This is a genomic window from Enterobacter cloacae complex sp. HYC042_NIDB, from assembly GCF_056673315.1.
Genome location: NZ_CP109650.1, coordinates 3,515,683 through 3,540,038, shown reverse-complemented (window position 1 = coordinate 3,540,038; position 24,356 = coordinate 3,515,683). Strand labels below are relative to the sequence as shown.

25 protein-coding genes are annotated in these 24,356 nt (G+C 57.4%); 22 read left to right on the top strand and 3 right to left on the bottom strand.

The genetic code is table 11. From position 1 onward, the window contains the following. Positions 1 to 5: 5 nt before the first annotated feature. A complete protein-coding gene (smrB, locus tag OKF39_RS16915) occupies positions 6 to 557 on the bottom strand; it encodes an endonuclease SmrB (protein ID WP_008502613.1) in 552 nt (183 codons plus the stop codon). Between the two features lie 145 nt (positions 558 to 702). Between smrB and prmB the strand changes: the two genes are divergently transcribed. Genes prmB through OKF39_RS16885 form a run of 6 tightly spaced genes read left to right on the top strand, consistent with a single transcriptional unit; the run spans position 703 to position 5,251 of the window. Next, positions 703 to 1,635: a 50S ribosomal protein L3 N(5)-glutamine methyltransferase gene (prmB, locus tag OKF39_RS16910; protein ID WP_023312578.1), complete on the top strand. Its 933-nt coding sequence runs from the start codon at positions 703 to 705 to the stop codon at positions 1,633 to 1,635. A 60-nt stretch (positions 1,636 to 1,695) separates the two neighbouring features. After that, on the top strand, positions 1,696 to 2,781 hold the full coding sequence (gene aroC, locus OKF39_RS16905; RefSeq protein ID WP_028013970.1) for a chorismate synthase: 1,086 nt from the start codon (positions 1,696 to 1,698) through the stop codon (positions 2,779 to 2,781). A 2-nt stretch (positions 2,782 to 2,783) separates the two neighbouring features. Beyond that, positions 2,784 to 3,608, top strand: a complete 825-nt coding sequence (gene mepA, locus OKF39_RS16900; RefSeq protein WP_479983171.1) for a penicillin-insensitive murein endopeptidase — start codon at positions 2,784 to 2,786, stop codon at positions 3,606 to 3,608. Further along, positions 3,608 to 4,417 (top strand): sulfite exporter TauE/SafE family protein, encoded by an 810-nt coding sequence (locus tag OKF39_RS16895; protein ID WP_041908882.1) that lies wholly within the window; start codon positions 3,608 to 3,610, stop codon positions 4,415 to 4,417. Before mepA ends, OKF39_RS16895 begins: the two co-directional genes overlap by 1 nt. Then, positions 4,417 to 4,962 carry an elongation factor P hydroxylase gene (locus OKF39_RS16890; RefSeq protein WP_045259677.1) on the top strand — a complete coding sequence of 182 codons (546 nt, stop codon included), beginning with the start codon at positions 4,417 to 4,419 and terminating at the stop codon, positions 4,960 to 4,962. Before OKF39_RS16895 ends, OKF39_RS16890 begins: the two co-directional genes overlap by 1 nt. 13 nt (positions 4,963 to 4,975) lie before the next feature. Then, on the top strand, positions 4,976 to 5,251 hold the full coding sequence (locus OKF39_RS16885; protein ID WP_028013966.1) for a YfcL family protein: 276 nt from the start codon (positions 4,976 to 4,978) through the stop codon (positions 5,249 to 5,251). Between the two features lie 53 nt (positions 5,252 to 5,304). Here the strand turns inward: OKF39_RS16885 and mnmC are convergent, their stop codons facing one another. After that, positions 5,305 to 7,302, bottom strand: coding sequence for a bifunctional tRNA (5-methylaminomethyl-2-thiouridine)(34)-methyltransferase MnmC2/FAD-dependent 5-carboxymethylaminomethyl-2-thiouridine(34) oxidoreductase MnmC1 (mnmC, locus tag OKF39_RS16880; protein ID WP_479983170.1), 1,998 nt, complete (start codon positions 7,300 to 7,302; stop codon positions 5,305 to 5,307). Between the two features lie 158 nt (positions 7,303 to 7,460). Here mnmC and fabB point away from each other — a divergent pair, with 158 nt between their 5' ends. After that, a complete protein-coding gene (gene fabB, locus OKF39_RS16875) occupies positions 7,461 to 8,678 on the top strand; it encodes a beta-ketoacyl-ACP synthase I (protein WP_023336433.1) in 1,218 nt (405 codons plus the stop codon). Positions 8,679 to 8,746: 68 nt separating this feature from the next. Then, entirely contained in the window at positions 8,747 to 9,925 is a 1,179-nt protein-coding gene (locus OKF39_RS16870; RefSeq protein ID WP_045259679.1) for an MFS transporter, read from the top strand. Positions 9,926 to 10,014: 89 nt separating this feature from the next. On the opposite strand, the gene flk is transcribed toward OKF39_RS16870, so the two are convergent. Next, positions 10,015 to 11,019, bottom strand: a complete 1,005-nt coding sequence (gene flk / locus OKF39_RS16865) for a flagella biosynthesis regulator Flk (RefSeq protein WP_028013964.1) — start codon at positions 11,017 to 11,019, stop codon at positions 10,015 to 10,017. 113 nt (positions 11,020 to 11,132) lie between these two features. Here flk and pdxB point away from each other — a divergent pair, with 113 nt between their 5' ends. From pdxB to OKF39_RS16795, 14 genes are all read left to right on the top strand, one after another. After that, the gene (gene pdxB, locus OKF39_RS16860) at positions 11,133 to 12,269 is read left to right on the top strand and encodes a 4-phosphoerythronate dehydrogenase PdxB (protein WP_479983169.1); all 1,137 of its coding nucleotides are present in this window, start codon (positions 11,133 to 11,135) and stop codon (positions 12,267 to 12,269) included. A gap of 67 nt (positions 12,270 to 12,336) precedes the next feature. Then, entirely contained in the window at positions 12,337 to 13,350 is a 1,014-nt protein-coding gene (locus tag OKF39_RS16855) for an aspartate-semialdehyde dehydrogenase (protein ID WP_088204761.1), read from the top strand. After that, a complete protein-coding gene (truA, locus tag OKF39_RS16850) occupies positions 13,350 to 14,162 on the top strand; it encodes a tRNA pseudouridine(38-40) synthase TruA (RefSeq protein ID WP_045259682.1) in 813 nt (270 codons plus the stop codon). The genes OKF39_RS16855 and truA overlap by 1 nt, the downstream gene beginning before the upstream one ends. Positions 14,163 to 14,190: 28 nt before the next feature. Next, the gene (locus tag OKF39_RS16845; RefSeq protein WP_008502599.1) at positions 14,191 to 14,850 is read left to right on the top strand and encodes a DedA family protein; all 660 of its coding nucleotides are present in this window, start codon (positions 14,191 to 14,193) and stop codon (positions 14,848 to 14,850) included. A gap of 154 nt (positions 14,851 to 15,004) precedes the next feature. Then, complete coding sequence (gene accD / locus OKF39_RS16840) at positions 15,005 to 15,910, top strand: acetyl-CoA carboxylase, carboxyltransferase subunit beta (RefSeq protein WP_003861408.1); 906 nt, start codon at positions 15,005 to 15,007, stop codon at positions 15,908 to 15,910. 70 nt (positions 15,911 to 15,980) lie between these two features. Then, positions 15,981 to 17,249: a bifunctional tetrahydrofolate synthase/dihydrofolate synthase gene (gene folC / locus OKF39_RS16835; protein WP_479983168.1), complete on the top strand. Its 1,269-nt coding sequence runs from the start codon at positions 15,981 to 15,983 to the stop codon at positions 17,247 to 17,249. Then, positions 17,239 to 17,931: a cell division protein DedD gene (gene dedD / locus OKF39_RS16830; protein ID WP_045259684.1), complete on the top strand. Its 693-nt coding sequence runs from the start codon at positions 17,239 to 17,241 to the stop codon at positions 17,929 to 17,931. Before folC ends, dedD begins: the two co-directional genes overlap by 11 nt. A gap of 164 nt (positions 17,932 to 18,095) precedes the next feature. Continuing rightward, the gene (gene cvpA / locus OKF39_RS16825; RefSeq protein ID WP_000262116.1) at positions 18,096 to 18,584 is read left to right on the top strand and encodes a colicin V production protein; all 489 of its coding nucleotides are present in this window, start codon (positions 18,096 to 18,098) and stop codon (positions 18,582 to 18,584) included. A 33-nt stretch (positions 18,585 to 18,617) separates the two neighbouring features. After that, complete coding sequence (gene purF, locus OKF39_RS16820) at positions 18,618 to 20,135, top strand: amidophosphoribosyltransferase (protein WP_014884664.1); 1,518 nt, start codon at positions 18,618 to 18,620, stop codon at positions 20,133 to 20,135. 88 nt (positions 20,136 to 20,223) lie between these two features. Next, entirely contained in the window at positions 20,224 to 20,793 is a 570-nt protein-coding gene (locus OKF39_RS16815; RefSeq protein ID WP_048958028.1) for a UbiX family flavin prenyltransferase, read from the top strand. A 290-nt stretch (positions 20,794 to 21,083) separates the two neighbouring features. After that, positions 21,084 to 21,866, top strand: a complete 783-nt coding sequence (gene argT, locus OKF39_RS16810) for a lysine/arginine/ornithine ABC transporter substrate-binding protein ArgT (protein ID WP_028013956.1) — start codon at positions 21,084 to 21,086, stop codon at positions 21,864 to 21,866. 213 nt (positions 21,867 to 22,079) lie between these two features. Then, positions 22,080 to 22,862, top strand: a complete 783-nt coding sequence (gene hisJ / locus OKF39_RS16805) for a histidine ABC transporter substrate-binding protein HisJ (RefSeq protein WP_047367997.1) — start codon at positions 22,080 to 22,082, stop codon at positions 22,860 to 22,862. An 87-nt stretch (positions 22,863 to 22,949) separates the two neighbouring features. Next, the gene (locus OKF39_RS16800; protein ID WP_028013954.1) at positions 22,950 to 23,636 is read left to right on the top strand and encodes a histidine ABC transporter permease HisQ; all 687 of its coding nucleotides are present in this window, start codon (positions 22,950 to 22,952) and stop codon (positions 23,634 to 23,636) included. Then, positions 23,633 to 24,349, top strand: coding sequence for an ABC transporter permease (locus tag OKF39_RS16795; protein ID WP_028013953.1), 717 nt, complete (start codon positions 23,633 to 23,635; stop codon positions 24,347 to 24,349). The genes OKF39_RS16800 and OKF39_RS16795 overlap by 4 nt, the downstream gene beginning before the upstream one ends. Positions 24,350 to 24,356 lie beyond the last annotated feature (7 nt).

Sequence of the window (24,356 nt, the reverse complement as noted above, 5' to 3'; positions counted from 1 at the left end):
TTCTGTCAGGGCAACTCTGGCGGCTGCCACTCCTCAACTTCAATCAACACCAGCAATGCGGCATCGCCGCCGTACTCTTTCGGTGCCTGATGAAACGCCATCACGTGCGGGTGCTGAGCCAGCCACAGCGGCGTCTGTTGCTTCAGAATGTGTTTACCGTGGCCGTGCATCACGCAGGCGCAAAAAACATGTTCGCGGCGACAGGCGGCAATCAACGCCCCCAGCTCCTGTTTCGCCTGCATCTGGGTTAAGCCGTGCAGATCGAGAAACAGCTCCGGCGAATAATCTCCGCGTCGTAACTTTTTCAGCTCAAAATGGCTGACGTCTTCGCGCACGTACTTCACAGCCCCTTGCGTATTGAGCAGCGGCTGAAATTCATCTGAAAAATAGTGGCTGTTATCCGCCTGCTCCTGGAGCAGCCGTTTGACCGGAACTTCGCTGATTTTTTTACGCTGCGGACGGTGGACAATCGTGTCCTGCGCGATTTTACGCGTCCCGGTCATTAGCTGGCGGAAGAGAGCCTGATCCTCCTCGCTGAGCGATGTTTTCTTTTTCATTCGTCATTCTCATCTCGTATTTCCGATAGTGTACCCGACTAAACGCATTTTTTAACCTCAAGCGGTACGCGTCATTGCTGATTTATCGCCGTCTTCATGGCAAACTAGCCGCCGAAAATTATGCGAGCATGCCCTGGAGGAAAGAGTGGATAAAATATTTGTCGATGAAGCAGTAAACGAGCTGCATACCATACAGGACATGTTGCGCTGGTCGGTTAGCCGCTTCAGCGCCGCTAATATCTGGTACGGTCACGGTACCGATAACCCGTGGGACGAGGCCGTTCAGCTGGTGCTGCCGTCTCTTTACCTGCCGCTGGACATTCCGGAAGACATGCGCACCGCGCGCCTGACCTCCAGCGAAAAACATCGCATCGTTGAGCGCGTGATCCGTCGCGTAAACGAGCGCATTCCGGTGGCTTACCTGACCAACAAAGCCTGGTTCTGCGGCCACGAGTTTTACGTCGATGAACGCGTGCTGGTACCGCGCTCGCCGATTGGTGAGCTAATCAACAACCACTTTGAAGGCCTGATTAACCATCAGCCGCAGCACATTCTCGATATGTGCACCGGCAGCGGCTGCATCGCTATTGCCTGCGCCTACGCTTTCCCTGAAGCGGAAGTGGACGCCGTCGATATCTCCACCGACGCGCTGGCCGTGACCGAACACAACATCGAAGAGCACGGCCTGATCCATCACGTCACGCCAATCCGCTCTGACCTGTTCCGCGACCTGCCGACGCTGCAATACGATCTGATCGTCACTAACCCGCCGTACGTCGATGCAGAAGACATGTCCGATCTGCCGAACGAATATCGTCACGAGCCGGAGCTGGGCCTGGCGTCAGGCTCTGACGGCTTGAAGCTGACCCGCCGCATTCTGGCCTGCGCGCCGGATTACCTGACCGATGACGGCGTTCTGATTTGTGAAGTGGGCAACAGCATGGTACATCTGATAGAGCAGTACCCGGATGTGCCGTTCACCTGGCTTGAGTTCGACAACGGCGGTGACGGCGTCTTTATGCTGACCAAAGCGCAGCTGCTCGACGCGCGCGAACACTTCAGCATCTATAAAGATTAATCCAGCGGGCTTCGGCCCGTTTCACAACGCTCAAACACAAACAACAACATCGGAGCCGTGATGGCAGGAAACAGTATTGGACAGTTATTCCGCGTGACCACCTTTGGCGAGTCGCACGGGCTGGCGCTGGGCTGTATCGTTGATGGCGTACCGCCAGGCATCGAACTGACCGAAGCAGATTTACAGCACGACCTTGACCGCCGTCGTCCGGGCACCTCTCGCTACACCACGCAGCGTCGCGAGCCGGACCAGGTCAAAATTCTCTCCGGCGTTTTTGAAGGCCGCACCACCGGCACCAGCATTGGTCTGCTGATTGAAAACACCGATCAGCGCTCTCAGGACTACGGTGCTATCAAGGACGTGTTCCGCCCGGGCCATGCCGACTACACCTACGAGCAAAAGTACGGCTTTCGCGACTATCGCGGCGGCGGACGCTCTTCCGCGCGTGAAACCGCGATGCGCGTGGCCGCTGGCGCTATTGCAAAAAAGTATTTGCAGCAGAAATTTGGCATCGTCATTCGCGGCTGTCTGACCCAGATGGGCGACATTCCGCTGGCGATCAAGGACTGGGATCAGGTCGAGCAAAACCCGTTCTTCTGCGCCGATGCGGATAAGCTTGACGCCCTGGACGAACTGATGCGCGGCCTGAAAAAAGAGGGCGACTCCATTGGCGCGAAAGTCACCGTGGTGGCAGATGGCGTCCCGGCTGGCTGGGGCGAGCCGGTATTTGACCGTCTCGACGCCGATATCGCCCACGCGCTGATGAGCATCAACGCGGTGAAGGGCGTCGAGATTGGCGACGGCTTCGACGTGGTGGCGCTTCGCGGCAGCCAGAACCGCGACGAAATCACGAAAGCGGGCTTCCAGAGCAACCATGCGGGCGGCATTCTCGGCGGTATCAGCAGTGGACAGCAGATTATTGCCAACATCGCGCTGAAGCCGACCTCAAGCATCACCGTGCCGGGCCACACGATTAACCGCTCAGGCGAAGAAGTTGAGATGATCACCAAAGGTCGTCACGATCCGTGCGTGGGGATCCGCGCGGTGCCGATCGCGGAAGCGATGCTGGCGATCGTGCTGATGGATCACTTCCTGCGCCAGCGCGCGCAGAACGCGGACGTGACGACCACCATTCCACGCTGGTAAACATGAAAAAAACCGCAATTGCTCTGCTGGCGCTGCTGGCCAGTGGAGCCAGTCTGGCCGCCACGCCGTGGCAAAAAATCACCCATCCGGTGGCGGGAAGCGCGCAGTCCATCGGCGCCTTCTCTAACGGCTGTATCGTGGGCGCGCAGGAGCTGCCGCTGCAATCAGATACCTATCAGGTGATGCGTACCGACCAGCGTCGTTACTTCGGCCACCCTGACCTGGTGCTGTTCATTCAGCGACTGGGGAACCAGGTGCATAACCTGGGGCTGGGGACGATGCTGATTGGCGATATGGGGATGCCTGCCGGTGGCCGCTTTAACGGCGGGCACGCCAGCCACCAGACCGGACTGGATGTCGACATCTTCCTGCAGCTGCCGAAAACGCGCTGGACGTCTGCGCAGCTGCTGAAGCCGCAGGCGCTGGATCTGGTGTCGCGCGACGGCAAAAATGTGGTGCCCTCGCTGTGGACGCGGGAGGTTTCCAGCATGATCAAGCTGGCGGCGAAAGATAACGACGTCACGCGGATCTTTGTGAACCCGGCGATCAAGCAGCAGCTCTGTCTGGATGCGGGGACGGATCGCGACTGGCTGCGCAAAGTGCGCCCGTGGTTCCAGCATCGTGCGCATATGCACGTTCGTCTGCGCTGCCCGGCGAACAGCCTGGAATGTGAAGATCAGCCGCTACCGCCGCCAGGCGATGGCTGTGGTTACGAACTGCAAAGCTGGTTTGAGCCGGCAAAACCTGGAACCTCTAAGCCTGAGAAGAAGACACCGCCTCCGTTGCCGCCTTCCTGCCAGGCGCTACTGGATGAGCATGTACTTTAATGGATAATTTCGTCGATCTGTTTATGGTGTCACCGCTGCTGCTGGTGGTGCTGTTCTTCGTGGCCATGCTGGCCGGTTTTATCGATGCCCTTGCGGGCGGCGGCGGGCTGTTAACCGTGCCCGCGCTGCTGGCGGCGGGCATGAGCCCGGCGCAGGCGCTTGCCACCAATAAGCTGCAGGCCTGCGGCGGCTCGCTTTCGGCGTCGCTCTATTTTATCCGCCGCAAGGTGGTGAATCTCGCCGATCAAAAGCTCAATATCCTGATGACCTTTATCGGCTCAACGTCGGGCGCGCTGCTGGTGCAGCACGTGCAGTCGGATATTTTGCGCCAGATCCTGCCGATTCTGGTTATCTGCATTGGCCTGTATTTCCTGCTGATGCCTAAGCTCGGCGAGGAAGACCGGGCGCGGCGGCTGCACGGCCTGCCGTTTGCGCTGATTGCCGGTGGCTGCGTCGGCTTTTACGACGGCTTCTTTGGCCCGGGGGCAGGCTCGTTTTACGCGCTGGCGTTCGTGACGCTGGCCGGCTTTAACCTCGCCAAATCCACCGCCCACGCCAAGGTGCTGAATGCGACCTCGAACGTCGGCGGCCTGCTGCTGTTTATCATTGGCGGCAAGGTTATCTGGGCAACCGGGTTTGTGATGATGGCAGGGCAGTTTTTGGGCGCGCGCGCAGGCTCGCGTCTGGTATTAAGCAAAGGGCAAAAGCTGATCCGCCCGATGATCGTTGTCGTCTCGGCGGTGATGAGCGCCAAACTTCTTTATGACAGCCATGGACAGGAGATCCTCACCTGGTTGGGGATGAACTAATGAACAGTACGCATAAATACGAACAGCTGATTGAGATCTTCGATAGCTGTTTTGCTGATGATTTTAATACCCGTCTGATTAAAGGCGACGACGAACCGATCTATCTTCCTGCTGATGCAGAGGTTCCGTACAACCGCATCGTCTTTGCCCACGGCTTTTACGCCAGCGGTTTGCACGAGATTTCGCACTGGTGCATCGCGGGGAAAGCGCGTCGCGAGCTGGTGGACTTCGGTTACTGGTACTGTCCGGACGGGCGCGACGCCGCAACCCAGGGCCAGTTTGAAGACGTGGAAGTGAAGCCGCAGGCGCTGGAATGGCTGTTCTGCGTGGCGGCGGGTTTCCCGTTCAACGTGAGCTGTGACAACCTTGAAGGTGACTTTGAGCCAGACCGTATCGTCTTCCAGCGCCGCGTGCATGCGCAGGTGATGGAGTATCTTGAGAAAGGCATCCCGGAACGTCCGGCGCGCCTGATCGAGGCTTTACAGAATTATTACCACACGCCGGAGATCACGGCGGAATGCTTCCCTTGGCCGGAAGATCTTTAACAGAGGAAAGAAGATGATCGCAGAATTTGAATCACGCATTCTGGCGTTAATTGATGACATGGTGGAACACGCCAGTGATGATGAGCTGTTCGCCAGCGGTTATCTGCGTGGTCACCTGACGCTGGCGGTAGCCGAGCTGGAAGCAGGTGACGATCACTCTGCCGACGCCGTTCACGCTGAAGTCACGCGCAGCCTGGAAAAAGCCATTCTGGCCGGGGAGCTCTCTCCGCGCGACCAGTCTCTGGTGCTGGGGATGTGGGACAATTTATTCCAGCAGGCTAAACGCTAAGCCGCTGCCTACTCTTCCCTCTCCCCTTTGGGGAGAGGGGATTCGACCGCACCCTACTTAACCATTTTCCCCTTCAGCAGTTTCCGTACCCACAGTCGATTCGGGTTCAGCCCCGCAAGCGTGGTTCTGTCCAGCGGAACAGGCTCATTACTCATTTGCGCGGCTAACGTTTCAGCCAGCAGCGGCGCGGAGCACAATCCTCGCGATCCTAATCCGCCCAGCATGAACAGTTCCGGATAAACCGGGGCACTTACCGCCGTTTCCTTGTTTTCTGCCAGATCCTGATAGAGTTCAAGCGTGGCTTCATAGTCCGGCACGTTTCCCGCCATCGGCAGATGATCGCGGGTCGCGCAGCGCACGCCGCAGCGCGCTTCGCCCTCGCTCACGTCAACCTCTTTCGCCCACGCCGCGTCCGGGAAGCAGTCAATCAGGCGCTGGCGGTTTTGCTGCTGATCCGCTTCGCTGTAGCGCATATCCGCTTCGCCACGATGGTAGCTGGCGCCGATGCAGTGATGTCCGTTAGACGGATTTTGTGGCGTCAGATAGCCGTCATAGCACAGCACCTGGCGCAGCTTGCTCAGTTCGGGCGCGGTCGGGATATGGCTTACCTGGCCGCCGACCGGATAAACCGGCAACGTCTCGGTCTGGATATACTGGCTGATGTTATGTCCGTTTGCCAGCACAACGCTGGCATGGTGTGCCGCTTTGCCATCAGCAAAATGCAGAGTCCACCGTTCTGACCGGCTAAGCGATTCAACCTTATGAGCATAATGCACCCTCAGCCCGCGTGACTGCGCCAGGCTAATCGCCGCCGCGGTCAGTTCAGCCGGGCACAGCCAGCCGCCGAGCGGATATTGAATGCCGCCACAGCCGGTTTCCACACCCGCGGTGTCTGCCACCTCTTGCGCACTGACCGCGCGGGCAATCTCCTCCGGCAGACCCAGCGACAGCATCTGGGCGATTTTTTGCTGGCTCTTTTCATCCCAGCCGAGCTGCGTCACGCCACACCAGTCATGGTCGAATGCCACCGGAATGGAATCATACAGGCGGCGAGCGAAGGTAAACGCTGCCGGGAAAAACTGGAACAGGGCCGGGTCGTGCGCGCTTAAAAGCGGGTAAAGCGCGCCCTGGCGGTTACCGGACGCGCCGCTGGCTGGTGCCTCGTCAGCGCAGTAGAGTGTCACCTGCCAGCCCCGGTGCAGCAGCGCGAGAGAGAGCAGGGCGCTGGCGATCCCTCCGCCAACGATCGCCACTTCGCGCGATGCGCTGGCGCTGCGCGCAAACCAGGGAGCCCGAGCGGGAATGTCCAGCGTCCGTTCCATCGTGCCGACCAGCATGTCGCGCTTGCGGCCAAAGCCTTTGGTCTTCTGCATGGTAAAGCCCGCGTCCTGCAGGCCGCGGCGAACAAAGCCGGCCGAGGTAAAGGTGGCGAGCGTTGCGCCGGGACGCGCCAGCCGGGCCATCGCGCTAAACAGATGCTGGCTCCACATGTCCGGGTTCTTGGCGGGCGCAAAGCCGTCAAGGAACCACGCGTCCACCGTCTGGTTCATCGCGTCGTCGAGCGTATCGGTCAGGTCGTTAATGTCGCCCAGCCATAAATCCAGCGTCACTCGTCCGCCGTCCAGAATCAGACGGTGGCAGCCGCCGATATGCGGCGGCCACTGCGCCTGAAGCTGCTCCGCCCAGGCTGCAAGCTCCGGCCAGCGTTGGTGGGCGAGCCGCAGATCGTGCGCGGTAAGCGGAAATTTTTCAAAACTGATGAAATGTAATCTTTGTAGCGTAGCCTCGGGGTGTGCAGCGCGAAATCGATCGAACGCCTGCCAGAGAGTCAGAAAATTCAGTCCGGTTCCGAAGCCGCTTTCCGCAACAACGAACAGACTGCGCGGGTGCGCAGGGAAGCGGGCGCTGAGCTGGTTTCCCTCGAGGAAAACATAGCGGGTTTCTTCGAGTCCGTTATCATTAGAAAAGTAGACGTCATCAAAATCTCGGGAAACAGGTGTACCCTCAGCGTTGAATTCGAGGTTGGCGGGTTGTATAGCGTTTTGTTTCACGTAAGTTACTCGTCTGACAGGCAGTGGCACGATCTTAACGATGTGAGTCCATCGGTGCAAATTTCCGCAGAAAATGTCTGATCGGACTTGTTCGGCGTACAAGTGTACGCTATTGTGCGACTCGAAACTTTTTATAGTGCGACTTACAGAGGTATTGAATGAAACGTGCAGTGATTACTGGCCTGGGCATTGTTTCCAGCATCGGTAATAACCAGCAGGAAGTCCTGGCATCTCTGCGTGAAGGACGCTCCGGGATCACTTTCTCTGAAGAGTTTAAAGATTCAGGTATGCGTAGCCACGTATGGGGTAACGTCAAACTGGACACCACCGGTTTGATTGACCGCAAAGTGGTTCGTTTCATGAACGATGCCTCTATTTATGCTTATCTCTCCATGCAGGAAGCGATCAAAGATTCCGGCCTGAGCGAAGAGGTTTATCAGAACAACCCGCGCGTGGGCCTGATTGCCGGTTCTGGCGGTTCCTCTAAAGCGCAGGTATTCGGTGCTGACGCCATGCGCAGCCCGCGTGGTCTGAAAGCGGTAGGTCCGTACGTGGTGACTAAAGCCATGGGTTCTGCGGTTTCCGCGTGCCTGGCGACCCCGTTCAAAATCCACGGTGTGAACTACTCCATCAGCTCCGCGTGTGCGACTTCCGCACACTGTATCGGTAACGCTGTTGAGCAGATCCAGCTGGGTAAACAGGACATCGTATTTGCTGGCGGCGGCGAAGAGCTGGGCTGGGAAATGGCCTGTGAGTTCGACGCGATGGGCGCACTGTCCACCAAGTACAACGAAACCCCAGACAAAGCCTCCCGTACCTACGATGCGCACCGTGACGGTTTCGTCATCGCGGGCGGCGGCGGAATGGTTGTGGTTGAAGAGCTGGAGCACGCGCTGGCGCGCGGCGCGCACATCTACGCTGAGATCGTGGGCTACGGTGCAACGTCCGACGGCGCCGACATGGTTGCTCCGTCCGGCGAAGGCGCGGTGCGCTGCATGAAGATGGCGATGCACGGTGTTGATACCCCAATCGACTACCTGAACTCCCACGGTACCTCTACTCCGGTAGGTGACGTGAAAGAGCTGGGTGCGATCCGCGAAGTGTTCGGCGACAACAGCCCGGCTATCTCTGCCACCAAAGCCATGACCGGTCACTCTCTGGGTGCGGCGGGCGTGCAGGAAGCGATCTACTCTCTGCTGATGCTGGAAAACGGCTTTATCGCCCCAAGCATCAACATCGACGAGATGGACGAGCAGGCGGCTGGCCTGAACATCGTGACCAAACCAACGGAAGCGACGCTGACCACCGTCATGTCCAACAGCTTCGGCTTCGGCGGCACCAACGCCACGCTGGTTATGCGCAAGCTGAAAGCATAAGCGTTTGAATGTATAATAGAAGGGAGCCGGAAGGCTCCCTTTTTTTATGCCTGAACACGGAGTTATGCATGAAGGCTGTTACCCCCGAGAAGGGCACTCCTTCCGGGAACCTTTCTCTTTTCCGCATCGCCTTTGCGGTATTCCTGACCTACATGACCGTTGGCCTGCCGCTGCCGGTGATCCCACTGTTCGTTCATCAGGAACTCGGCTATGGCAACACCATGGTCGGCATTGCTGTGGGCATTCAGTTTTTAGCCACGGTATTAACCCGCGGCTACGCAGGACGGCTGGCCGATCAGCACGGTGCAAAACGCTCGGCGCTGCAGGGCATGTTTGCCTGCGGTCTGGCGGGGGGCGCGTGGCTGCTGGCCGCTCTCCTGCCGGTCGACGCCGCGTATAAATTTGCGCTGCTGGTGGTGGGCCGTTTAATCCTTGGCTTCGGTGAAAGCCAGCTGCTGACCGGTACCCTGACCTGGGGGATGGGGCTGGTGGGGCCTGCGCGCTCCGGCAAAGTGATGTCATGGAACGGGATGGCGATTTATGGCGCACTGGCTGCAGGCGCGCCGCTGGGTTTGCTGATCCACAGCCAGTTTGGTTTTGCGGTACTGGCAGCAACCACCATGGTATTACCGCTGCTGGCGTGGGCTTTTAACGGTTCGGTACGCAAGGTGCCCGCCCATAAAGGCGAACGTCCTTCGCTGTGGAGTGTGGTGGGGCAAATCTGGCAGCCAGGGCTGGGGCTGGCGCTTCAGGGAGTAGGCTTCGCGGTGATTGGTACCTTCGTCTCCCTCTATTTCATGAGCCGCGGCTGGGCAATGGCGGGCTTTACGCTGACGGCCTTTGGCGGCGCGTTTGTCCTGATGCGTGTCCTGTTCGGCTGGATGCCGGATCGCTTTGGCGGCGTGAAGGTGGCGGTGGCATCGCTGGTGATTGAAACCGTTGGGCTGGTGTTACTCTGGCAGGCGCCGGTCGCCTCCGTTGCGCTGCTTGGTGCGGCGTTAACCGGCTGCGGCTGCTCGCTTATCTTCCCGGCGCTGGGCGTTGAGGTGGTGAAGCGCGTGGCGCCGCAGGTCCGCGGTACGGCGCTGGGCGGCTATGCGGCGTTTCAGGATATCTCATACGGCGTAACCGGGCCGCTGGCGGGTCTGTTAGCCACCTCGTTTGGCTACCCGTCCGTCTTCCTGGCCGGCGCGGTTTCTGCGGTGGTGGGGATCGTGGTGACGCTGGTGGCGTTTCGCAGAAATTAACTGTTGTCGCCGGGTGGCGGCTGCGCCTTACCCGGCCTACGGTTCGAGCCGTTGTAGGCCCGGTATGCGTAGCGCCACCGGGCAAATCCTCAGGCAACCAGCCAGAAAATCGCCAGCGCAATCAATAATGCAATCAACATTAATCCCGGGCGGGCAGAGAGCGTTCTGAACGTCTCCACAACGGGCGCAAACAGCGGGCTGTAGATCGGCTGAACGTTTCTTACCTCCGGCACGCCGCCTTCCCGCTCGGCGCGGCGAACAAAGATCTGATTCAGCACATCCTGTACCTGCGCGGTAGTCAGTACCGTTTGCGGCGTGGCCTGCCAGTTCTGCTGGGCGTAATCCCGAATCACCTCGAACTCGTGCGGTTCCAGCGGCTGTTTAAGCGCCGCCTGAACGGTATGCAGGGTAGGGGCGCTTTGGGTGCTGAGCGTCTGGCGCGCCTGGAGCCAGGTCACCAGATGGGTAAACTGTTTGGCCGGAATCAGCTCGCCCGCCTTCACGCCGGACAGTTCCAGCATGGATTGCCAGATAAGCTTCGTCGACTCGCCGGTGGCGGCGGCCAGTTTGGTCACCATCTGGTTCAGCGTGTTGTGCTCGGCAGGCTGCAGCGGGCGCTCGGTTGAGGGGCGCACCTGAGGCTGCGGAATAGACAACTGATTGTTCTGCAACAGCGTCAGCACGGTTTTAAGCTGGTCTGGCGTCAGCTGGCTCAGGGCGGTCTGGCCATACTGCTGACGGATAAAGTCACTGACAGCCTGACGGTTATTTCCCTGGCCCAGCAGCTCGGTCAACTGCGTGACAATCTGACGCGTGGTGTGGTTCTGCTGCGCGGTCGTAATACGCTGGTTGAGATTTTGCTCGGCGGCAGGGAAATGGCGCGACTGCAGCGGTGCGTCGTTCCTCACGCCTAAATCATGCTTTACCCCGGCCCAGACTTCCGCGTTTTGCTGCGAAGTCAGCGCTATCAGGCGCGTGATCAGTCGCTCCAGCACGGTGCGCTGTTGCGTGGATAGTGGCTGTTCACCGGCAACGTTTGGCGTGACAGGGCCTTCACCCGGAGGGCGTGGCGGCGTACCTGAAATGGGCTGCATCGTCAAAAATCCTTAAAGTCAAAACTCAGCGTAAACCCGGCATACGTATATGCCTGGCGGCCAGATTATGGCACACTTGGCAGGTTTTCTTCCTCTCAAACAGGTACTCAGACGTGAAAATCCTCGTTGATGAAAATATGCCTTACGCCCGCGAGCTGTTTAGCCGCCTCGGCGACGTTAAGGCTGTCCCTGGTCGCCCGATCCCGGTTAACGAACTGGATGACGCAGACGCGCTGATGGTGCGCTCGGTGACCAAAGTAAATGAGGCGTTGCTTGCCGGTAAAGCGATTAAGTTTGTCGGAACCGCAACGGCAGGGACCGATCATGTGGATGATCAGTGGCTGAAGCAGGCCGGAATCGGTTTTTCCGCCGCGCCGGGCTGTAACGCCATTGCCGTCGTGGAATACGTTTTCTCCTCGCTGCTGATGCTGGCCGAGCGCGATGGTTTTGCGCTGAAAGACCGCACCGTGGGGATTGTCGGCGTGGGTAACGTCGGCGGGCGTCTGCAAAAGCGCCTTGAAGCGTTAGGTATCCGCACGCTGCTGTGCGATCCGCCGCGTAAAGACAACGGTGACGACGAGGATTTCCGCGCGCTGGATGAGCTGGTTGAACAGTGCGATGTGCTGACGTTCCACACGCCGCTGTTTAAAGAGGGGCCGTATAAGTCCCTGCATCTGGCGGACGAGGCGCTGATTCGCCGTCTGAAGGCTGGCACTATTCTGATTAATGCCTGCCGTGGCCCGGTGGTGGATAATGCCGCGCTGCTGAAATGTCTGAATGAAGGACACGATCTCAGCGTGGTGCTGGACGTCTGGGAGCCGGAGCCGGATCTCAACGTTGAGCTGCTGAACAAGGCTGACGTTGCCACCGCGCATATTGCGGGCTATACGCTTGAAGGCAAAGCGCGCGGCACGACGCAGGTGTTTGAAGCCTACAGCGCCTTTATCGGCCATCCGCAGCAGGTGGCGCTTGATACTCTACTCCCCGCGCCTGAATTTGGCCGCATTACCCTGCATGACCCGCTCGATCAGGCAACGCTGAAAAGGCTGGTGCATTTGGTGTATGATGTGCGCCGCGACGATGCGCTGCTGCGTAAGGTGGCGGGGATCCCGGGTGAATTTGATAAGCTGCGCAAGAACTACGTTGAGCGCCGCGAGTGGTCTTCCCTGTATGTGATGTGCGACGACGCAGCGGCTGCGACGTTGCTCAAGAAACTGGGTTTTAACGCCGTTCATCACCCGGCGCATTAATGTCTTCTTAATGCTCCCTGTCGGATACGCCGACAGGGACGCTTTTTTATTTCTGGAGTAAACCACCATGTCTGAAGGCTGGAACATTGCCATTTTAGGTGCCACGGGTGCCGTGGGCGAAGCCCTGCTCGAAACTCTTGCCGAGCGTCAGTTCCCGGTGGGAGATATCTATGCGCTGGCGCGCACCGACAGCGCGGGCGAACATCTGCGTTTTGGCGGTAAATCCGTGATGGTTCAGGATGCGGCCGCGTTTGACTGGACCCAGGCGCAGCTGGCGTTTTTTGCCGCAGGTGCTGAAGCCACGGCGTCTTACATTGAAGAGGCGACCAATTCGGGCTGCCTGGTGATCGACCTGAGCGGTCTGTTCTCCCTGGAGCCGGACGTGCCGCTGGTGGTCCCGGACGTCAATCCGTTTGTGCTGGCTGACTACCGCAACCGTAACGTTATCGCGGTACCGAACAGCCTGACCAGCCAGCTGCTGACCGCCCTGAAACCGCTGATTGACGACGGCGGCCTGTCGCGCATTACCGTCACCAGCCTTCTGTCCGCGTCGGCGAACGGTAAAAAGGCCGTTGACGCGCTGGCCGGGCAGAGTGCGAAGCTGCTGAATGGCATCCCGATCGACGAAGATGATTTCTTTGGCCGCCAGCTGGCGTTCAACATGCTGCCGCTGCTGCCGGATCGTGAAGGTTCCGTGCGCGAAGAGCGTCGTCTCGTCGACGAAGCGCGCAAGATTCTGCAGGACGAGGGGCTGATAATTTCCGCCAGCGTCGTACAGTCCCCGGTCTTCTACGGCCACGCGCAGATGGTCGGTTTTGAAGCCCTGCGCCCGCTGGCGGCAGAGGAAGCGCGCGACGCGTTTGGCCGCGGTGAAGATATCGTCCTTTCCGAAGAGAGCGAGTTCCCGACCCAGGTGGGCGACGCCACCGGCAGCGCGCATCTTTCCGTTGGCTGCGTGCGTAACGACTACGGTATGCCGGAGCAGGTCCAGTTCTGGTCCGTTGCCGATAACGTTCGCTTTGGCGGCGCGCTGATGGCGGTCAAGATCGCCGAGAAGCTGGTGCAGGAGTATCTGTACTGATGTCCGAAGTGGATCAAAAGCCGGTTCATAAAATTGCCCTCGGTATTGAGTACGATGGCAGTAAATATTATGGCTGGCAGCGTCAGAATGAGGTGCGCAGCGTTCAGGAAAAGCTGGAGAAAGCGCTCTCTCAGGTGGCAAACGAGCCGATTAACGTCCTGTGCGCGGGGCGTACGGACGCGGGTGTTCATGGCACGGGGCAGGTAGTTCACTTTGAAACCACCGCCGTGCGTAAGGATGCCGCCTGGACGCTGGGTGTAAATGCGAATTTACCTGGTGACATCGCGGTGCGTTGGGTGAAAGCTGTGCCGGATGATTTTCACGCGCGCTTCAGCGCAACGGCGCGTCGCTATCGCTATGTCATCTACAACCAGCGTCTGCGCCCGGCGGTGTTAAGCCAAGGTGTGACGCATTTTTATGAACCGCTCGATGCAGAACGTATGCATCGTGCGGCGCAGTGTCTGATTGGTGAAAATGACTTTACGTCGTTTCGTGCGGTGCAGTGTCAGTCCCGTACGCCGTGGCGTAACGTCATGCACATTAACGTCAGTCGTTTTGGCGCGTATGTGGTGGTGGATATCAAAGCCAATGCCTTTGTACATCATATGGTGCGGAATATTGTAGGCAGCCTGATGGAAGTGGGCGCCGGACACCAGCCGGAGAGCTGGATTGCAGAACTGCTGGCAGCGAAGGACAGAACGCTTGCGGCAGCAACGGCGAAAGCGGAAGGGCTTTATCTGGTCTCGGTAGACTATCCGGATCGGTTTGACCTGCCAAAACCGCCAATGGGCCCGCTGTTTTTAGCGGACTAAACAAAGGTGCAATTAAGGCTTAGACAATATGGACGTAATACGTTTTCTGATTGATTTCATTCTGCATATTGATGTTCACCTGGCGGAGCTGGTCGCGCAGTACGGCGTCTGGGTTTACGCCATTCTGTTCCTGATTCTGTTCTGTGAAACCGGTCTGGTCGTTACCCCGTTCCTGCCGGGAGACTCGCTGCTGTTTGTGGCCGGAGCGTTGTCGGCGCTGCCCACCAATGATTTGAACGTGCATCTGATGGTGGTGTTGATGGTGATTGCCGCGATTGTCGGGGATGCGGTCAACTATACGATTGGCCGGGTATTCGGTGAGCGGTTGTTCAGTAATCCGGACTCGAAAATTTTCCGCCGCAGCTATTTAGACAAGACCCATGCCTTCTATGAACGTCATGGTGGAAAAACCATTATCCTTGCGCGTTTTGTGCCTATTGTGCGCACATTTGCACCGTTTGTGGCGGGAATGGGCCATATGTCCTATCGTCATTTTGCAATGTATAACGTGGTGGGCGCACTGCTTTGGGTGTTGCTCTTTACCTATGCAGGCTATCTGTTTGGCGACTTGCCGGTGGTTCAGGAAAACCTTAAGTTACTGATTGTAGCGATTATTGTGCTTTCCGTTCTGCCGGGTGTTATCGAAATCATTCGTCACAAACGCGCGGCAGCAAAGCAAGCGAAGTAAATGCACGCTGGCGGTTCGACCACTTTTTTATCCAAAGTTTCGGGCTGTTATGTTTTAATGTGCAACATTCATGGTCTGTTGGAGGCAAAAATGGCATTATTCGCCTCTTATAGCAAAACTGGCATACGACCAGGTTCAGGCAGAAAGGTTATCAATGAGCTGGATTGAACGAATTAAAAGCAACATTACCCCGACGCGCAAAGCGAGCATTCCTGAAGGGGTATGGACGAAGTGTGATAGCTGCGGCCAGGTTCTGTATCGCGCAGAGCTGGAACGCAATCTCGAGGTGTGTCCGAAGTGTGACCACCACATGCGTATGTCGGCGCGCAACCGCCTGCATAGCCTGCTGGACGAAGGTTCTTTGGTAGAACTGGGCAGCGAACTGGAGCCAAAAGATGTGCTCAAGTTCCGCGACTCCAAAAAATACAAAGATCGTCTGGCCTCTGCACAGAAAGAGACCGGCGAGAAAGACGCGCTGATCGTCATGAAGGGCACCCTGCACGAGATGCCGGTGGTTGCCGCTGCGTTTGAGTTCTCCTTTATGGGCGGCTCAATGGGCTCCGTGGTCGGCGCGCGTTTCGTGCGTGCCGTTGAGCAGGCGCTGGAAGACAACTGTCCGCTGATCTGCTTCTCCGCCTCCGGTGGTGCGCGTATGCAGGAAGCGCTGATGTCCCTGATGCAGATGGCGAAAACCTCTGCGGCGCTGGCGAAAATGCAGGAGCGCGGTCTGCCGTACATCTCGGTACTGACCGACCCAACCATGGGTGGCGTCTCCGCAAGCTTCGCGATGCTGGGTGACCTGAACATCGCTGAGCCAAAAGCGCTGATCGGCTTTGCCGGTCCTCGCGTCATCGAGCAGACCGTTCGTGAAAAACTGCCGCCGGGCTTCCAGCGCAGTGAGTTCCTCATTGAGAAAGGCGCTATCGATATGATCGTCCGCCGTCCGGAAATGCGCCTGAAACTGGCCAGCATTCTGGCGAAGCTGATGAATCTGCCAGCGCCTAACCCGGATGAGCCGCGCGAAGGCGTGGTGGTACCGGATCAGGAACCCGAGGCCTGATAACTGAAAAGGGCAGGGCCAGATGGCGCTGCCCTTTTGCTTTATAACCTGTTAATGACAACCGGGCATTATGGAAAATAAAAGCATTCCCCAAGCCACGTCGCCCCTGGCCGCGTGGCTTTCTTATCTGGAAAACCTGCACAGTAAAACCATCGATATGGGTCTTGAGCGCGTAAGCCAGGTTGCCGCGCGTCTCGACGTGCTGAAACCGGCTCCGTTCGTGTTCACCGTTGCAGGTACTAACGGTAAAGGGACGACCTGCCGCACGCTGGAGTCAGTCCTGATGGCGGCGGGGTACAAGGTTGGCGTTTACAGCTCACCGCATCTGGTGCGCTATACCGAGCGCGTGCGGGTGCAGAACACCGAGCTGGCGGAATCTGCCCATACGGCATCGTTCGCGGCTATCGAAGCGGCGCGCGGGGAAACCTCATTAACCTATTTTGAATACGGCACCCTGTCGGCGCTGTGGCTGTTCAAACAGGCGCAGCTGGACGTGGTGATCCTGGAAGTGGGGCTGGGCGGGCGTCTGGATGCCACCAATATGGTGGATGCGGACGTGGCGGTGGTCACCAGCATCGCGCTGGATCATACCGACTGGCTGGGCCCGGACCGTGAAAGCATTGGCCGCGAGAAGGCCGGTATTTTCCGGGCGAATAAGCCCGCCGTGGTGGGCGAGCCGGACATGCCGCATACCATTGCCGACGTGGCGAAAGAGAAGGGCGCACATCTGTTGCGCCGAGGCGTTGACTGGCAGTATGAGCTGCAGGGCAACGGCTGGCGCTTCAGCGATGCGCAGGGCGTGCTGGAGAATCTGCCGCTGCCGCAGGTACCACAGCCTAACGCGGCAACCGCGCTGGCGGCACTGCGCGCCAGCGGATTAGCTGTAAGTGAGCAGGCGATCCGTGACGGCATTCAGAATGCGCTGCTGCCGGGTCGTTTCCAGATAGTCAGCGAGTCACCGCGTCTGATTCTGGATGTGGCGCACAACCCACATGCGGCGGCGTATCTCGCAGGACGTCTCAAATCGTTACCAAAAACCGGGCGCGTGCTGGCGGTTATCGGTATGCTTCATGATAAAGATATCGGCGGCACGCTGGCCTGCATGGAGAGTGTGGTCGATAGCTGGTATTGTGCTCCTCTGGAGGGGCCGCGCGGTGCGACTGCTGAGCAGTTGATGGAACATCTCGGTAAAGGTGCAATCTACAGTAGCGTGGCGCAGGCCTGGCATGCCGCGATGGCGGATGCTAAACCAGAAGATACCGTGCTGGTGTGTGGCTCTTTCCACACGGTGGCACATGTCATGGAAGTGATGGACGCGGGGAGAACCGGTGGCGAGTAAGTTTCAGAACCGTTTAACAGGAACCATTGTGCTGGTCGCGCTCGGGGTGATTATTCTTCCCGGGCTGCTCGACGGGCAGAAAAAACATTATCAGGACGAGTTTGCAGCCATTCCGCTGGTGCCGAAGCCGGGCGACCGCGATGAGCCGGATATGCTGCCTGCGGCGACTCAGGCGCTGCCTGCTCAGCCGCCTGAAGGGGCGGCGGAAGAAGTTCGCGCGGGCGATGCCGCTGCACCGTCACTCGACCCGTCGCGTCTGGCGGCGAATAACAACATCGAGATCGATCCGGTACCGGTAGAGAAGCCTAAGCCTGTTGAAAAACCGAAGCCGGTAGAGAAACCGCAGCCGAAGCCTCAGCAACAGCGAGATAAAGCAGCAGAGCAGCTGGCTGCAGCGTCTGAAACTCCACCACCTGCGAAGCAAGACGCAGCGCCGACCGGCAAAGCCTACGTTGTGCAGCTGGGGGCGCTGAAAAACGCCGATAAAGTCAACGAGGTTGTGGGTAAACTGCGCAGCGCGGGCTATCGCGTTTACACTTCACCTTCCACGCCGGTGCAGGGTAAAATCACCCGTATCCTCGTGGGGCCGGAGGCGTCGAAAGACAAGCTGAAAGGGTCGCTGGGCGAGCTGAAGCAGATCTCCGGGCTGAGTGGTGTGGTGATGAGCTACAGCGCGAACTAAGTACGACCTGCTCCTTTAGAGAGAGGCGATAAGCCACGGCGTTGAACATTTTTTCAGCGCCTTTTTTATTTACGCGCGGGAAGGAAATCCCTACGCAAACGTTTTCTTTTTCTGTTAGAATTCGCCCCGAACTGGATGACAGGGCGTTTAATCGTGGGACACATATGGTCTGGATTGATTACGCCATCATTGCGGTGATTGGTTTTTCCTGTCTGGTTAGCCTGATCCGTGGCTTTGTTCGTGAAGCGTTATCGCTGGTAACCTGGGGTTGTGCTTTCTTTGTTGCCAGTCATTACTACACTTACCTGTCTGTCTGGTTCACGGGCTTTGAAGATGAACTGGTCCGAAATGGAATCGCCATCGCGGTGCTGTTTATCGCGACGCTGATTGTTGGCGCTATCGTGAATTACGTGATAGGTCAGCTGGTCGAGAAAACCGGTCTGTCAGGAACGGACAGGGTACTCGGGATCTGTTTCGGGGCATTACGAGGCGTGCTGATTGTGGCCGCGATCCTGTTCTTCCTGGATACCTTCACCGGGTTCTCCAAAAGCGAAGACTGGCAAAAATCGCAGCTCATTCCAGAGTTCAGCTTCATCATCAGATGGTTCTTTGACTATCTGCAAAGCTCGTCGAGTTTTTTGCCCAGGGCATAAACCCTGAGATGTGGCTTAACGAGGAAAAGACGAATGTGCGGTATTGTCGGTATCGCCGGTTTCATGCCGGTAAACCAGTCGATTTATGACGCGTTAACGGTGCTTCAGCACCGTGGGCAGGATGCTGCGGGTATCATCACCATTGATGCAAACAACTGCTTCCGTTTACGTAAGGCCAATGGCCTGGTAAACGATGTGTTTGAAGCCCGCCATATGCAGCGTCTGCAAGGTAATATGGGGATCGGTCACGTTCGTTATCCTACTGCTGGCAGTTCCAGCGCCTCTGAGGCACAGCCTTTCTACGTCAACTCACCGTATGGCATCACGCTTGCCCATAACGGCAACCTGACCAACGCTCATGAGCTGCGTAAGAAGCTGTTCGAAGAGAAACGTCGCCACATTAACACCACCTCTGATTCAGAAATCCTGCTCAATGTGTTCGCCAGCGAGCTGGATAACTTCCGTCACTACCCGCTGGAAGCAGACAATATCTTCGCTGCCATTGCCGCGACCAACCGCCAGATCCGCGGTGCGTACGCCTGCGTGGCGATGATCATCGGTCACGGCATGGTCGCCTTCCGCGATCCAAACGGCATTCGTCCGCTGGTGCTGGGCAAGCGCGACCTCGGCGATGGCCGTACCGAATATATGGTTGCCTCTGAGAGCGTGGCGCTGGATACCCTGGGCTTCGAATTCCTGCGCGACGTTGCGCCGGGCGAAGCGGTGTATATCACCGAGAAGGGCCAGCTGTTCACCCGTCAGTGTGCCGACAACCCGGTCAGCAACCCGTGCCTGTTTGAATACGTCTATTTTGCCCGTCCGGATTCGTTCATCGACAAGATTTCCGTCTACAGCGCGCGCGTCAATATGGGCACGAAGCTCGGCGAGAAGATTGCCCGCGAGTGGGACGATCTCGACATTGACGTGGTGATTCCTATCCCGGAAACCTCCTGCGATATCGCCCTGGAGATCGCCCGCATTCTGGACAAGCCGTACCGTCAGGGCTTCGTGAAGAACCGCTACGTTGGCCGCACGTTTATCATGCCGGGCCAGCACCTGCGCCGTAAGTCGGTGCGCCGTAAGCTGAACGCCAACCGCGCGGAATTCCGCGACAAGAACGTTCTGCTGGTGGATGACTCCATCGTTCGCGGCACCACCTCTGAGCAGATTATCGAGATGGCGCGCGAAGCGGGTGCGAAGAAAGTCTACCTGGCGTCTGCCGCGCCGGAGATTCGCTTCCCGAACGTGTACGGCATTGATATGCCAACCGCCAACGAGCTGATTGCTCACGGCCGTGAAGTGGATGAGATTCGCCAGATCATCGGTGCCGACGGCCTTATTTTCCAGGATCTGAACGATCTCATCGACGCGGTGCGCGCCGAGAATCCGGAGATTCAGCAGTTCGAATGCTCCGTGTTCAATGGCGTCTACGTGACGAAAGACGTTGACCAGCAGTACCTCGACTACCTTGATTCGCTGCGCAACGACGATGCGAAAGCCGTTCAGCTGCAAAACGATCTCGAAAGCTTAGAGATGCACAACGAAGGTTAATCTCTCCGCAGGTGAGGGCGCTCGCCCTCACTTGCAACTCCCCGCAAAATCCTGCACAGTCAGCCCAGAATTCAGCAAGGGCGAAATCATGAAACGACTCATAATAGGCATCAGCGGTGCCAGCGGCGCGATTTACGGCGTACGCCTGCTACAGGTTTTGCGTAACGTGGCAGAAGTGGAAACGCATCTGGTGATGAGCCAGGCGGCGCGGCAAACCCTCTCCCTTGAAACGGATCTCTCCCTGCGCGATGTCCAGGCGCTGGCGGACGTGGTTCACGATGCCCGCGATATCGCCGCCAGCATCTCCTCAGGCTCGTTTAAAACCGCCGGTATGGTGATCCTGCCCTGTTCAATCAAAACGCTCTCCGGGATTGTGAACAGCTATACCGACACGCTGGTAACGCGCGCGGCGGACGTGGTGCTGAAGGAGCGCCGCCCGCTGGTGCTCTGCGTGCGGGAAACGCCGCTGCACCTGGGCCATCTGCGCCTCATGACTCAGGCCGCTGAGCTGGGCGCGGTGATCATGCCGCCGGTGCCGGCGTTCTATCACCGACCGCAGTCGCTGGACGATGTGATCAATCAGACCGTCAATCGCGTGTTGGATCAGTTTGACATCGACCTGCCCGAAGACCTCTTCACCCGCTGGCAGGGAGCCTGATTCTGTGCACAAATGCTGTGCATGAAAAGAGACGTTGCCCTGTTTCAGGGCAATTATGCAACGGCGATCATATCCTCGACATTTAATTCGCTTTTTCCCTTTTTCTCTTTCCGGTTCGTTCGGCAGACCTGCTATCTTTCACCATTAAGGCAATATCGCAACGTTTTATTAACATATTTAACGTCGAACTTTTGACCAGACGGCAATGTGGCATAAGACCTGCAAGAGAAGCCTGCAACACAACACATAACACAATACATAATAAAATCACGGTACTTGAGGGTAAATGTATGAAGAAGACGGTTCTGGCTCTGTCTTTGCTGGTGGGGTTAAGTGCGGCGGCAGGTAGCTACGCAGCGCTTCCACAGACGGTTCGTATCGGTACAGACGCAACCTACGCGCCATTCTCTTCCAAGGATGCGAAAGGCGATTTCGTGGGGTTTGATATCGATTTGGGAAATGAAATGTGCAAACGTATGGAAGTGAAATGCACATGGGTGGGCAGCGACTTCGACGCGTTAATCCCGTCGCTGAAGGCAAAGAAAATCGACGCCATTATCTCTTCTCTCTCCATCACCGAAAAACGCCAGCAGGAGATTGCCTTCTCTGACAAGCTCTACGCTGCGGATTCGCGTCTGATTGCCGCGAAAGGTTCCCCGATCCAGCCGACCATCGACTCGCTGAAAGGCAAGCATGTGGGCGTGCTCCAGGGCTCGACCCAGGAAGGTTACGCGAATGCCAACTGGCGCGAGAAGGGCGTCGACGTGGTGGCTTACCAGAACCAGGATCTGATCTACTCTGACCTGGCGGCAGGCCGTCTGGATGCCGCGTTCCAGGATGAAGTCGCGGCGAGCGAAGGCTTCCTGAAGCAGCCGGCCGGTAAAGATTACGCCTTTGCGGGCCCGTCCGTGAAAGACAAAAAATACTTTGGTGACGGCACCGGCATCGGCCTGCGTAAGGACGATAAAGAGCTGAAAGCCGCCTTTGACAAAGCATTCACGGAGCTGCGCAAAGACGGTACCTACGACAAACTGGCGAAGAAATACTTCGACTTCAACGTCTACGGTGACTAACGCACCAGCGTGGTGCGTCGCGGGTGTGGATGATTCAATATGGTGCAATTTGTGCACCATATTGGGTCACTACGTGCATACTTAAGCATTTATAATGCAAAAATTCCCGTCTGAAAGGCATTATTCTTTGCCTGACAGCGTGGATTAATGGCACATTAACCCCACCCCGTCGTCGTAAAAAAAACGTATGAAGACAGTTTGTTGAGGACAAATATGAAAAAACTCGTGTTGTCATTATCTCTGGTACTGGCCTTTTCCAGCGCCACCGCGGCCTTCGCAGCCATTCCGCAGAAAATTCGTATTGGCACCGATCCCACCTACGCGCCGTTTGAATCGAAGAATTCAAAGGGTGAACTGGTGGGTTTTGACATCGATCTGGCCAATGAGCTGTGCAAACGCATCAAAGCACAGTGTACTTATGTAGAGAACCCGCTGGATGCGCTGATCCCTTCACTGAAAGCAAAAAAAATAGACGTGATTATGTCCTCGCTTTCCATCACCGAGAAACGTCAGCAGGAGATTGCCTTCACCGACAAGCTCTATGCGGCCGATTCACGTCTGGTAGTGGCTAAGTCTTCTGACATTCAACCGACCCTCGAGTCGCTGAAGGGGAAACGCGTGGGCGTGCTGCAGGGCACCACGCAGGAAACTTACGGTAACGAACACTGGGCGCCGAAGGGGATCGAAATCGTCTCCTATCAGGGCCAGGAAAATATTTACGCAGACCTGACGGCAGGCCGTATTGATGCGGCATTCCAGGATGAAGTCGCGGCAAGCGAAGGTTTCCTGAAGCAGCCGGTAGGCAAAGATTACAAGTTCGGCGGTCCGTCCATTAAGGATGAGAAGCTCTTTGGCGTGGGTACCGGTATGGGCCTGCGTAAGGAAGACAACGAACTGCGTGAGGCGCTGAACAAAGCGTTTGCTGAAATGCGCGCTGACGGCACCTACGACAAGCTGGCGAAAAAGTACTTCGATTTCAATGTGTACGGCGGCTAATCGCTCCGTCAAATAACGTGCGGCCCCTCCCGCTGGGGGAGGGGATAAGACACGGTTTACCACTCACGATACGACAGGGCTCGCGGTATGCTGTACGGATTTTCTGGCGTTATTTTACAGGGCGCGCTTGTCACCCTTGAGCTGGCTATCAGCTCCGTGGTGCTGGCGGTGCTGATAGGTCTGGCGGGCGCAGGGGCGAAGCTTTCGGCTAACAAACCGCTGGCGCTCATTTTCGAAGGCTATACCACGCTCATTCGCGGCGTACCCGATCTGGTGCTGATGCTGCTTATTTTTTACGGCCTGCAGATTGCCCTGAACAGCGTGACGGATGCGATGGGCATGGGACAAATTGATATCGACCCGATGGTGGCCGGTATTATCACCCTCGGTTTTATCTACGGTGCCTACTTCACGGAAACCTTCCGTGGCGCTTATATGGCGGTTCCCAGAGGACACATTGAAGCGGCAACCGCATTTGGTTTTACCTCTTCACAAACGTTTCGCCGGATTATGTTCCCGGCCATGATGCGCTATGCGCTGCCGGGCATCGGTAATAACTGGCAGGTTATCCTCAAAGCGACGGCGCTGGTCTCGCTGCTCGGTCTGGAAGACGTCGTGAAAGCGACTCAGCTGGCGGGCAAGAGCACCTGGGAGCCATTCTACTTTGCGGTGGTCTGCGGCGCGATCTATCTGGTCTTTACGACCGTCTCCAATGGTGTGCTGCTTCTGCTCGAGCGTCGCTACTCCGTGGGTGTGAAGAGGGCTGACCTGTGATTGAGATTATTCAGGAATACTGGAAATCCCTGCTGTGGACGGATGGCTACCGCTTTACCGGCGTGGCGATCACGCTCTGGCTGTTGATTTCTTCCGTGGTGATGGGCGGCATTCTGGCGGTGTTTCTCGCCATCGGTCGCGTGTCGAACAATAAATTTATTCAGTTCCCGATTTGGCTATTTACCTATGTGTTTCGCGGCACGCCGCTGTACGTGCAGCTGCTGGTGTTCTATTCGGGGATGTATACGCTGGAGATCGTAAAAGGCACGGAAATGCTGAATGCGTTCTTCCGCAGTGGCCTGAACTGTACGGTGCTGGCGCTAACGCTCAATACCTGCGCCTATACCACCGAGATTTTCGCCGGGGCCATTCGTTCCGTGCCGCACGGTGAGATCGAGGCCGCGCGCGCGTACGGCTTCTCGTCGGTGAAGCTTTACCGCTGCATTATTCTGCCGTCGGCGCTGCGCATTGCGCTACCGGCCTACAGCAACGAAGTGATTTTGATGCTGCACTCCACCGCGCTCGCCTTTACCGCCACGGTGCCGGACCTGCTCAAAATCGCGCGCGATATCAACTCCGCGACCTATCAGCCGTTTACCGCGTTTGGCATTGCGGCGGTGCTCTATTTAATTATCTCTTATGTTCTGATTAGCCTGTTCCGTAAGGCTGAAAAACGCTGGTTGCAGCATATAAAACCTTCTTCGACGCACTGAGAAAGAT

What these genes read in the sequence shown, in the direction of transcription:
- fabB (WP_023336433.1), top strand. Translation starts at nt 7,461, where the DNA reads ATGAAACGTGCAGTGATTACTGGCCTGGGCATTGTTTCCAGCATCGGT.
- OKF39_RS16800 (WP_028013954.1), top strand. Translation starts at nt 22,950, where the DNA reads ATGCTGTACGGATTTTCTGGCGTTATTTTACAGGGCGCGCTTGTCACC.
- OKF39_RS16845 (WP_008502599.1), top strand. Translation starts at nt 14,191, where the DNA reads ATGGACGTAATACGTTTTCTGATTGATTTCATTCTGCATATTGATGTT.
- accD (WP_003861408.1), top strand. Translation starts at nt 15,005, where the DNA reads ATGAGCTGGATTGAACGAATTAAAAGCAACATTACCCCGACGCGCAAA.
- purF (WP_014884664.1), top strand. Translation starts at nt 18,618, where the DNA reads ATGTGCGGTATTGTCGGTATCGCCGGTTTCATGCCGGTAAACCAGTCG.
- OKF39_RS16870 (WP_045259679.1), top strand. Translation starts at nt 8,747, where the DNA reads ATGAAGGCTGTTACCCCCGAGAAGGGCACTCCTTCCGGGAACCTTTCT.
- OKF39_RS16815 (WP_048958028.1), top strand. Translation starts at nt 20,224, where the DNA reads ATGAAACGACTCATAATAGGCATCAGCGGTGCCAGCGGCGCGATTTAC.
- folC (WP_479983168.1), top strand. Translation starts at nt 15,981, where the DNA reads ATGGAAAATAAAAGCATTCCCCAAGCCACGTCGCCCCTGGCCGCGTGG.
- hisJ (WP_047367997.1), top strand. Translation starts at nt 22,080, where the DNA reads ATGAAAAAACTCGTGTTGTCATTATCTCTGGTACTGGCCTTTTCCAGC.
- OKF39_RS16885 (WP_028013966.1), top strand. Translation starts at nt 4,976, where the DNA reads ATGATCGCAGAATTTGAATCACGCATTCTGGCGTTAATTGATGACATG.
- smrB (WP_008502613.1), bottom strand. Translation starts at nt 557, where the DNA reads ATGAAAAAGAAAACATCGCTCAGCGAGGAGGATCAGGCTCTCTTCCGC.
- flk (WP_028013964.1), bottom strand. Translation starts at nt 11,019, where the DNA reads ATGCAGCCCATTTCAGGTACGCCGCCACGCCCTCCGGGTGAAGGCCCT.
- aroC (WP_028013970.1), top strand. Translation starts at nt 1,696, where the DNA reads ATGGCAGGAAACAGTATTGGACAGTTATTCCGCGTGACCACCTTTGGC.
- cvpA (WP_000262116.1), top strand. Translation starts at nt 18,096, where the DNA reads ATGGTCTGGATTGATTACGCCATCATTGCGGTGATTGGTTTTTCCTGT.
- mepA (WP_479983171.1), top strand. Translation starts at nt 2,784, where the DNA reads ATGAAAAAAACCGCAATTGCTCTGCTGGCGCTGCTGGCCAGTGGAGCC.
- OKF39_RS16895 (WP_041908882.1), top strand. Translation starts at nt 3,608, where the DNA reads ATGGATAATTTCGTCGATCTGTTTATGGTGTCACCGCTGCTGCTGGTG.
- OKF39_RS16855 (WP_088204761.1), top strand. Translation starts at nt 12,337, where the DNA reads ATGTCTGAAGGCTGGAACATTGCCATTTTAGGTGCCACGGGTGCCGTG.
- OKF39_RS16890 (WP_045259677.1), top strand. Translation starts at nt 4,417, where the DNA reads ATGAACAGTACGCATAAATACGAACAGCTGATTGAGATCTTCGATAGC.
- truA (WP_045259682.1), top strand. Translation starts at nt 13,350, where the DNA reads ATGTCCGAAGTGGATCAAAAGCCGGTTCATAAAATTGCCCTCGGTATT.
- argT (WP_028013956.1), top strand. Translation starts at nt 21,084, where the DNA reads ATGAAGAAGACGGTTCTGGCTCTGTCTTTGCTGGTGGGGTTAAGTGCG.